The organism is Paenibacillus sp. MSJ-34 (genome assembly GCF_018918005.1).
In the GTDB taxonomy this organism is placed as follows: domain Bacteria; phylum Bacillota; class Bacilli; order Paenibacillales; family Paenibacillaceae; genus MSJ-34.
The window spans coordinates 1-7250 of sequence record NZ_JAHLPR010000095.1 but is presented as its reverse complement, the minus strand read 5'-3'; the positions used below and the strand labels follow the sequence as shown (position 1 = coordinate 7250).

Annotated in this window: 9 protein-coding genes; all 9 read left to right on the top strand. The window is 52.2% G+C overall.

The window, feature by feature from the left end:
• Nucleotides 1-134: 134 nt before the first annotated feature.
• The 9 genes from pabA to lysS all read left to right on the top strand — a co-directional run bounded on the left by pabA (nucleotide 135) and on the right by lysS (nucleotide 6964).
• Nucleotides 135-716 (top strand): aminodeoxychorismate/anthranilate synthase component II, encoded by a 582-nt coding sequence (gene pabA / locus KQI79_RS26810; protein ID WP_216541400.1) that lies wholly within the window; start codon nucleotides 135-137, stop codon nucleotides 714-716.
• On the top strand, nucleotides 713-1600 hold the full coding sequence (gene pabC, locus KQI79_RS26805) for an aminodeoxychorismate lyase (protein WP_216541399.1): 888 nt from the start codon (nucleotides 713-715) through the stop codon (nucleotides 1598-1600). The genes pabA and pabC overlap by 4 nt, the downstream gene beginning before the upstream one ends.
• Before the next feature lie 25 nt (nucleotides 1601-1625).
• The gene (gene folP, locus KQI79_RS26800) at nucleotides 1626-2486 is read left to right on the top strand and encodes a dihydropteroate synthase (protein ID WP_216541398.1); all 861 of its coding nucleotides are present in this window, start codon (nucleotides 1626-1628) and stop codon (nucleotides 2484-2486) included.
• A complete protein-coding gene (folB, locus tag KQI79_RS26795) occupies nucleotides 2479-2841 on the top strand; it encodes a dihydroneopterin aldolase (RefSeq protein WP_216541401.1) in 363 nt (120 codons plus the stop codon). Before folP ends, folB begins: the two co-directional genes overlap by 8 nt.
• A gap of 5 nt (nucleotides 2842-2846) precedes the next feature.
• Entirely contained in the window at nucleotides 2847-3443 is a 597-nt protein-coding gene (gene folK / locus KQI79_RS26790; protein WP_216541397.1) for a 2-amino-4-hydroxy-6-hydroxymethyldihydropteridine diphosphokinase, read from the top strand.
• Nucleotides 3395-3613, top strand: coding sequence for a helix-turn-helix domain-containing protein (locus KQI79_RS26785; RefSeq protein ID WP_216541396.1), 219 nt, complete (start codon nucleotides 3395-3397; stop codon nucleotides 3611-3613). The genes folK and KQI79_RS26785 overlap by 49 nt, the downstream gene beginning before the upstream one ends.
• Before the next feature lie 28 nt (nucleotides 3614-3641).
• Entirely contained in the window at nucleotides 3642-4670 is a 1029-nt protein-coding gene (dusB, locus tag KQI79_RS26780; RefSeq protein WP_216541395.1) for a tRNA dihydrouridine synthase DusB, read from the top strand.
• A gap of 234 nt (nucleotides 4671-4904) precedes the next feature.
• Nucleotides 4905-5381, top strand: a complete 477-nt coding sequence (greA, locus tag KQI79_RS26775) for a transcription elongation factor GreA (RefSeq protein ID WP_216541394.1) — start codon at nucleotides 4905-4907, stop codon at nucleotides 5379-5381.
• A gap of 77 nt (nucleotides 5382-5458) precedes the next feature.
• Complete coding sequence (gene lysS, locus KQI79_RS26770) at nucleotides 5459-6964, top strand: lysine--tRNA ligase (RefSeq protein WP_216541393.1); 1506 nt, start codon at nucleotides 5459-5461, stop codon at nucleotides 6962-6964.
• Nucleotides 6965-7250 lie beyond the last annotated feature (286 nt).

Below are 7250 nucleotides of genomic sequence, written 5' to 3'. Positions count from 1 at the left end.
ATTCCGGAAAGTCCAGTCCCAAATTTATTTTTCAAAGATCAACTGGAAATTTTGAAGGCGGCCGCCAGTCCCCTAGGGGACTGGAAGTAAACTCAAAACTGCCTTCAAGAAATACTATATGAGGAGGAAACCCTATGATATTAGTCATCGATAATTACGATTCGTTTACGTATAACCTGGTGCAATATTTAGGCGAATTGGGGGAAGAAGTCGAAGTATACCGCAACGATAAGATCGATATTGCCGGCATTGAGGCGCTGAATCCGGATCATATTTTGATCTCGCCGGGACCGTGCACGCCGAATGAGGCGGGAATCAGCATGGAAGTCATCGAGCATTTTAAAGGGAAGGTTCCGATCTTGGGCGTTTGTCTCGGACATCAGTCCATCGGGCAAGTGTTCGGCGGGCGCGTCATCCGCGCGGAACGATTAATGCATGGCAAGACATCGGACATCTTCCATCGCGGAACATCGGTATTCGAAGGGTTGCCTTCGCCGTTGACGGCGACGCGGTACCATTCGCTGATCGTCGAACGGGAGTCGCTCCCCGATTGCCTGGAGATTACGGCGGAAACGGCGGAAGGCGAAATTATGGGACTCTCCCATAAAGAATATCCGGTCGTCGGGGTTCAATTCCATCCCGAATCGATTATGACGGAGGAAGGTCATCGGATGCTGCGCAATTTCCTTGATATGCGGGCTGCCGTAAGGCCATGAAATACATCGGGTTCAACGGAGAAGTCGTCGAACGGGACAAAGCCGTGATTTCCGTCTTGGATCACGGTTTTTTGTACGGCATCGGACTGTTCGAAACGATGCGGACCTACGGAGGCAAGCCGTTTATGCTGGAGCGCCATCTCCGCCGTTTGGCGGACGGCTGCCGCGCGCTCGGCATCGATCGCCGCGACGATCCGGAGCAAGCGGAGCGGCATATCGCGGAACTGCTGCGCGCGAACGGCTTGCAAGACGGCTACGTCCGCTACACCGTATCGGCGGGCGAGGGCGCGCTTGGCTTGCCGAGCGAAGCGTATACCGCGCCGAACACCATCGTGTACGCGAAGGCGCTGCCCGATCCGCCGGCTTCCCTGTACACGCAGGGGAAGCCGCTGCAGCTGCTCCGGACGCGGCGCAACAGTCCGGAAGGCGATGTGCGGTTGAAATCCGCCCATTATATGAACAATATTATGGCGAAGCGGGAATTGGCCCGATATAGCGGGGCGCAGCGCGCCGGCGCGGAAGGGCTGATGCTGAACGAAGCGGGATATGTTGCGGAAGGCATTGTGAGCAATGTGTTTTTTATCCGCGGCGGCGTTTGCCGGACCCCGGACGTTGCAACCGGGATTTTGCCGGGCATTACCCGCGCCTTGGTGCTGGAGGACGCCCGTCATGCGGGAATCGCCTTCGAGGAAGGCTTCTATACATGGGACGACCTTCTTCAAGCGGATGAAATATTTATAACGAATTCGATTCAAGAATTGGTTCCGGTTCAGCGATTGTACGATACCGAAGGCAATGAGCGCATCGTCGGCGATGGTGCGGCGGGACCTGTAACCGCCCTATTGCTGCAATTGTATCGCTCGAGAATTGCCGGACAACGATGACGACAGAAAGGCGGCGCAACATGCTATGTTGAAACCTACGATTCACCATCGGCGCTACCGGTATGGCGGAGCTTCGATCGAGCTTGGCGCGAGAACGCTGGTGATGGGCATTTTAAACGTCACGCCGGATTCTTTTTCCGACGGGGGCCAATATAACGATATCGAACGCGCTGTGGAACGGGCGAAGGCGATGGTTGCGGAAGGAGCCGATATGATCGACATCGGCGGCGAATCGACTCGTCCGGGATCGGACGAAGTTAGTTTGAGCGAGGAATTGGAACGGGTCGTGCCGGTCGTGCAGGCGCTGCAAGCCGCCATGCCCGGCGTTCCGCTATCCGTCGACACGTACAAGGCGGAAGTGGCGCGCCAATCGCTTGCGGCAGGGGCGCATATCATTAACGATATATGGGGATTCAAGCGCGATCCGGATATGGCGGCGGTTGCCGCAGAGGCGGGCTGCCCTGTGATACTCATGCATAATCGGGACAATCGCGATTACGCCGATTATGTGCGCGACGTGCTGAACGATTTGCTGGAAAGCGTTCGAATCGCCCTTGAGGCGGGAGTCGAAGAACGCAATATTATATTGGATCCGGGCGTCGGATTCGCGAAGGACTACGGGAAAGATCTTACGATCATGCGCCATTTGGACGAAGTGGCGGCGCTCGGATATCCGGTGCTGCTCGGCACCTCGCGGAAACGGTTCATCCGCAATACGCTGCATCTGGAAGTGAACGATGTCGTGGAAGGAACGGCGGCGACCGTAGCTTTGGGCATAGCCCAAGGCTGCCAAATTGTGCGCGTGCACGATGTGCGGGAGATCAAACGAACGGTGCGAATGTGCGATGCGATCTTATATGGAAGCGGAGGGAAACATGATGGATAAAATGACGCTCACCCGAATGGAATTTTTCGGATATCACGGCGTTTTTGAGGAAGAAAGAAAACTGGGGCAGCGTTTTTACGTCGATCTCGACATGATGCTTGATTTGAGCCGAGCCGGACGAACCGACGATTTGACGGCAACGGTCAATTATGCGGAAGTATTTTACACCGTCCAAAACATCGTAGAGAAGCAATCTTTCCAACTTATTGAAACTTTGTCTGAAAATATTGCATCTGCCGTGCTGGACACTTATACTATTATAGATGAAATTACGGTTCGGGTGACGAAACCGCATCCGCCGTTCAACGTTCATTTTCAAGGGGTAACCGTCGAAATACGCAGAAAACGGAAGTGAATAGCATGATACACAATGACCACTCCTCCGAGCGATCCGAGGCTTATATTGCTTTGGGGGCGAATTTAGGGGAACGAGAGCGTACGCTGCACGAAGCGATTCGTTTGCTCGACGCACATCCGAACGTTTCCGTGCTGCGTTGTTCCGGCATTTACGAAACCGATCCGGTCGGATATGAGGATCAGCCCCCTTTTCTCAATATGACGATTGCCGTACAAACAAATTTGGACCCTGAAGCGCTCCTGACCGTATTAATGGATATCGAGCGGCAATTAGGCCGCGTCCGGGATATTCGCTGGGGTCCGCGCACGATCGACTTGGATTTATTGCTGATGGACAGGGTTGACCGAACATGGAATTCGGTTTCATTAACGCTTCCCCACCCCCGTATGGCGGAACGGTTATTTGTTCTTGTCCCTTTATCGGACATCGCATTGGATCATGCCTCTGCGAAGGGCGGTCCGGCGGAGGAGGGGACGGAAGCAAGCGTATCGTTGCCCGAATTTGTGAAGGATGCCATGGGTAAACTGGAGGGAAAGGAAGGAGTACGCTTTTGGACAACATGCAATTGGCAGGACGCATCCGGGCGTTCCGCAAATTAAAAGGATACACGCAGCAGCAATTGGCCGACCGATTGGCAGTATCGGTTGCGGTATTGGGAGCGATCGAACGGGGCAACCGCATACCGGATGCCAAAATCGTAACGGAAATCTCGCAGCAGCTCGGCATCGCCGTGGAAGAATTAACGGGTGAAAGCAACGGTTTATTATAAATCATGCAAGAAACAAGGAGTTGACGAAGTGCTTAAAATCGGAAATATTCAGATGAAAAATAGAGTGGTGCTCGCACCGATGGCCGGCGTCTGCAATCCCGCCTTTCGGCTGATCGCCAAAGAATTCGGCTGCGGGCTCGTTTGCGCCGAAATGGTCAGCGACAAAGCGATCATACACGGCAACCAAAGAACGATCGAAATGCTGTATGTAGACGAGCGCGAGAAACCGCTAAGCCTGCAAATTTTCGGGGGAGACCGCGATTCTTTGGTGGAGGCGGCGAAAGTCGTGGACCGGCAGACCAATGCGGATATTATCGATATCAATATGGGCTGTCCCGTTCCGAAAATTACGAAATGCGACGCGGGGGCGCGTTGGCTGCTCGATCCGAACAAAATCTACGAGATGGTCTCGGCGGTGGTGGATGCCGTGGAGAAGCCGGTAACGGTCAAAATGCGCATCGGCTGGGATCACGAGCATATTTATGCGATTCAGAACGCGCAGGCGGTGGAAAGAGCGGGAGGCCAAGCCGTCAGCGTGCATGGGCGTACGCGCGAACAATTGTATACCGGAACGGCGGATTGGGACATTATAAAAGAAGTTAAAGAGGCCGTTTCGATTCCGGTCATCGGCAACGGCGACGTATTCACGCCGGAAGACGCCAAGCGCATGCTCGAACAAACGGGATGCGACGGAGTCATGATCGGACGGGGGGCGCTCGGCAACCCGTGGATGTTGTACCGCACGGTCGAATATTTGACCACGGGAGAATTGCTTCCCGATCCGACGCCGGAGGAAAAGATCCGCATCGCCATTTTGCATATGGACCGTTTGGTTGCGTTAAAAGGCGAGCCGGTGGCGGTTCGCGAAATGCGCAAGCATTTGGCATGGTATCTGAAGGGGCTGCCTGGAGCGGCGCGCGTGAAGGATGTCATTATGGAAGAAACGAGACGGGACGAGATGGTGCGAATTTTGGAACAATTTGTCGCATCCCTCGCGTCTTCCGATACGCCGAAGCCGGTTCGCAAAGCCGGGAAGGACAAAACTTTGGTTCATTAGAAGATGCCGGGAAAGATGCGTTAAGGGAGCGTTTCCAACGTTTGGGGCCATGTCATTGACATTTTGTTTCCATTCCCATATAATTCTGCATTAGAAAATCAAGCCTCGGTTCTACAAGCCCTGTGTAGGAATCTAGTCATCATGATTTCCGAGCGTAATATATTATAAAGAAATAGTGAATTCGGCCCCCTTGCGCAGGGTGCGAAAATTTTTCACATGACAGGAGAATCGGTAATGAGTGATAAAGAAGTTATTCTGACCCAGGATGGTTTGAAAAAACTGGAGGAAGAACTGGAAAATCTCAAATCGGTGAAACGCCGCGAAGTCGCGGAACGCATCAAAATTGCGATCGGTTATGGGGATATAAGCGAGAACTCGGAATATGAGGATGCCAAAAACGAGCAAGCGTTTATCGAAGGCCGAATTATCACCCTTGAGAAAATGTTGCGCAACGCTCGAATTATTAATAACGATGAAATTGACATCGATACGGTCAGCATCGGTTCGATCGTAACCGTTGAAGATTTGGAGTTCGGCGACACGATGGAATATACGATCGTCGGTACGGCCGAATCCGATCCGCTGCAAAATAAAATATCGAATGAAAGCCCAGTCGGCAAAGCGATTCTCGGCAAGAAGAAAGGAACGGTAGTCGATGTGAGCGTTCCTGCGGGCATTATTCAATATAAAATCGTCGATATCAAAAAGTAAGTCACCGTTATGAATTTGAAAGCTTCCTTTGCGGGAGCTTTTTTCGCTATAATGTAGCTAAGGAGATGATTGTGAAAATGTCGGAAGAGGTAGTGAACCAAGAAACGGAACTAAGCGAATTGCTGCAAATTCGCCGCAACAAGTTGGACGAGCTTCGCGGGCTCGGAATCGATCCGTTCGGCAAGAAATTCGTCAGAACGCATACGGCGGAGCAAATTTTAGCTGCCAATGAACATAAAACGAAGGAAGAGCTGGAAGCGGAAGCGGTCGAAGTTAGCATTGCGGGACGCATTATGGCGAAACGGGGAATGGGCAAGGCGAGCTTCTCCCACATTCAGGACTTGAGCGGCAAAATTCAAATTTATGTACGTCAGGACACGGTTCCCGCCCATAAATTCGATGCGTTCGACCTGCTCGATCTCGGCGATATCGTCGGCGTGCGCGGCGTTGTGTTCAAAACGAAAACCGGCGAAACCTCGGTCAAAGCGAAAGATTTGGAAGTGCTGTCCAAGTCGCTATACCCGCTGCCGGAGAAATACCACGGGTTGAAGGACGTAGAGCTGCGCTATCGTCAACGCTATGTCGATCTCATTATGAATCCGGATGTTCAGCAAACCTTTATCGCCCGTTCGAAAATTATTCAATCGATGCGCCGTTATTTGGACTCTCTTGGCTATTTGGAAGTGGAGACGCCGACACTGCATACGATTGCGGGGGGGGCTTCCGCGCGGCCGTTCATCACGCATCATAATGCGCTCGATATGGAACTGTATATGCGGATTGCGATTGAGCTGCATTTGAAACGATTGATCGTCGGCGGACTTGAGAAAGTATATGAAATCGGCCGCGTTTACCGGAACGAAGGCGTCTCGACCCGCCATAATCCGGAATTTACGATGATCGAGTTGTACGAGGCTTATGCCGATTATAAGGATATCATGAACTTGACGGAGCAAATGATTTCCCATATCGCGCAGGAAGTGCTCGGAACGACGAAGGTTCGTTATCAAGACCATGAAGTCGATCTGTCGCCGGGCTGGCGCCGCGTGTCGATGGTTGATGCCGTCAAGGAAGCGGTTGGCGTCGATTTCAGCCGACATATGAGCGATGAAGAAGCGCGTGCATTGGCCAAAGAACATAAAGTGCCGATTGAGCCGCACATGACGTTTGGTCATATAGTGAACGCGTTCTTCGAGCACTTTGTGGAAGAGACCTTGATTCAGCCTACGTTCATTACGGGACATCCGCTCGAAATTTCGCCGCTTGCGAAGAAAAACGAGCAGGACCCGCGTTTTACCGACCGGTTTGAGCTGTTTATCGTGGCGCGCGAACATGCCAATGCGTTTACCGAGCTGAACGATCCGATCGATCAGCGCGAACGGTTTGAAGCGCAGCTGCGCGAGAAAGAGCAGGGCAATGACGAAGCGCATGAGATGGACGACGACTTTATTCGCGCGTTGGAATACGGCATGCCGCCGACGGGCGGACTCGGAATCGGCATCGACCGCTTGGTGATGCTGTTGACGAACTCGCCGTCGATTCGCGACGTTCTGTTATTCCCGACGATGCGTCGTTCGGAATAGTTGTACGGTTGCATGGTTTGAATAGGCAGTCTTAGGCGGGGAGCCTGGGACTGCTGCTTTTTTCGAATGAATGAGGGGAAAACGGCGTCGTAACAAGGGTTGCTGTAGGTATAAAAAAATAAATGGTGTTTGTAAAAATATACCTGTTGCATGTTTGATTGTCCCTGTGTTATATTATTTAAGTCGCCGCTGAACAAGAGCGGAGATGAGCAAAAAAATTTGTTCTTTGAAAACTGAACAACGAGCGAATTAAGCAACAATAAATGAGAACGACAAGTTCTCGTCA

Excerpts from the sequence above, each read along its gene's own strand:
- pabA (WP_216541400.1), top strand. The coding sequence starts at position 135 with ATGATATTAGTCATCGATAATTACGATTCGTTTACGTATAACCTGGTG.
- pabC (WP_216541399.1), top strand. The coding sequence starts at position 713 with ATGAAATACATCGGGTTCAACGGAGAAGTCGTCGAACGGGACAAAGCC.
- folP (WP_216541398.1), top strand. The coding sequence starts at position 1,626 with ATGTTGAAACCTACGATTCACCATCGGCGCTACCGGTATGGCGGAGCT.
- folB (WP_216541401.1), top strand. The coding sequence starts at position 2,479 with ATGGATAAAATGACGCTCACCCGAATGGAATTTTTCGGATATCACGGC.
- folK (WP_216541397.1), top strand. The coding sequence starts at position 2,847 with ATGATACACAATGACCACTCCTCCGAGCGATCCGAGGCTTATATTGCT.
- greA (WP_216541394.1), top strand. The coding sequence starts at position 4,905 with ATGAGTGATAAAGAAGTTATTCTGACCCAGGATGGTTTGAAAAAACTG.
- lysS (WP_216541393.1), top strand. The coding sequence starts at position 5,459 with ATGTCGGAAGAGGTAGTGAACCAAGAAACGGAACTAAGCGAATTGCTG.